1 protein-coding gene is annotated in these 1,683 nt (G+C 71.3%); it reads left to right on the top strand.

What is annotated here, in order from left to right; all coding sequences use genetic code 11:
* The coding region (locus ACWDSL_RS53285; protein WP_450496976.1) for a polyketide synthase dehydratase domain-containing protein at positions 1 to 1,683 on the top strand (1,683 nt) is incomplete at both ends.

Genomic DNA, 1,683 nt, shown 5'->3' with positions numbered 1-1,683 from the left:
CACGGTGTCGCGGTCGACTGGGCGGGGATCTTCCATGGCGCATCCCGGGTGGATCTGCCCACGTATGCCTTCCAGCGCAAGCGCTACTGGCTGGAAGCCCCCGCAGGCGCGAAGGGCGATGTGTCCGGCCTGGGGCTGAGTATCGCCGGGCATCCGTTGCTGGGTGCGGTGGCGGAGCTCCCGGATTCGGCGGGGATTGTGTTCACGGGGCGGCTGTCGTTGCGGTCGCATGGCTGGCTGGCCGATCACGCGGTGGGTGGCACGGTGTTGCTGCCCGGCACCGGGTTTGTGGAGCTGGCGGTGCGTGCGGGTGACGAGGTCGGCTGTGATGTGGTCGAGGAGTTGACCCTTGAGACCCCGCTCGTTCTTCCCGAGGGGAGCGGGGTGCAGCTGCGGCTGACCGTCGCAGAGCCGGACGATGCGGGCCGCCGTGCCTTCCGTGTCCACTCGCGGCTGGAGAACGAGGCATTCGATGAGGCGTGGACCTGCCACGCCACCGGTGTGCTGGCCCAGGGTGCGGCGCAGCACACGGGCGATCTGACCGAATGGCCGCCCAAGGGCGCTGAAGCGCTGGACATCGACTCGCTGTACGAGGACTTCGCCACCGCGGGGTATGGGTACGGGCCTGTCTTCCAGGGCCTGAGGGCGGCCTGGCGGCGCGGAGAGGAGATCTTCGCCGAGGTCGCACTCGCCGAAGAGCAGCAAGCCGAGGCCGCCCGTTTTGGCGTCCATCCCGCGCTGCTCGACGCGGCTCTGCACGGCGTCCGGCTCGGTACGTACTTCGGCGACGCCGACCAGGTCTGGCTGCCGTTCGCCTGGCGTGGAGTGACGCTGCGGGCGGCGGGTGCGACGGAGCTGCGGGTCGCACTGGCCCCGGTCGGCGTCGGCGCGGTGTCGGTGACCGTGGCCGACGGCACGGGCGCCGTGGTGGCGACGGCGGAATCGTTGGTGCTGCGCCCGGTCGACCCCAGTCAGCTCGCGGGCGCTCGGCGCAATGACTCGCTGTTCCGCATCGGGTGGCAAGCGCCGGCGGAGTCGGCGGTGGGCAGTCCTGAGCCGTCCGCCGCATGGGTGGTCATCGGTGCCCCCGAAGGACTCGCCGAACTTGGCCTCGCCGCGCCGGGAAGCGTTGCGTACGCGGACCTCGACGCGCTCGGTGCGGCGGTCGACGCGGGCGCTGTCGAGCTGCCGCCCGCGGTGCTGGTCCCGCTGCTCTCTCCGCCGGCAGATATTCCGTCGGCCGTGCGACAGAGTGTCCACCAAGCCCTGGAGCTGGTCCAGAAATGGCTGGCGGACGAGCGGTTCGCCGCGTCGCGGCTGGTCCTGGTGACGGGCGGTGCGGTCGCGACGGAGCCTGACGAGGGCGTACGCGACCTGGCGAAGGCCCCGGTGTGGGGTCTGCTGCGCTCGGCGCAGTCGGAGAACCCGGGCCGGTTCGTACTGCTGGACACCGACGGGAACACGGTGTCGCCCGAGACGCTGGCGGCCGCTGCCGCAGCGGACGAGCCGCAGGTGGCCGTGCGGGCGGGTCAGCTGCGGGTGCCGCGGCTGGAGCGGACGGTGGCACCTACGGCCGATGGGATTCCGTCGTTTGGTGGTGGGACGGTGTTGGTGACGGGTGGTACGGGGGTGTTGGGTGGTTTGGTGGCTCGGCATTTGGTGGTGGTGCATGGTGTGCGGCGT

It is taken from the genome of Streptomyces sp. NPDC000941, assembly GCF_053599555.1.
Note: the sequence above shows the minus strand (reverse complement) of the source record. Positions and strands in the feature narration are given on the sequence as shown.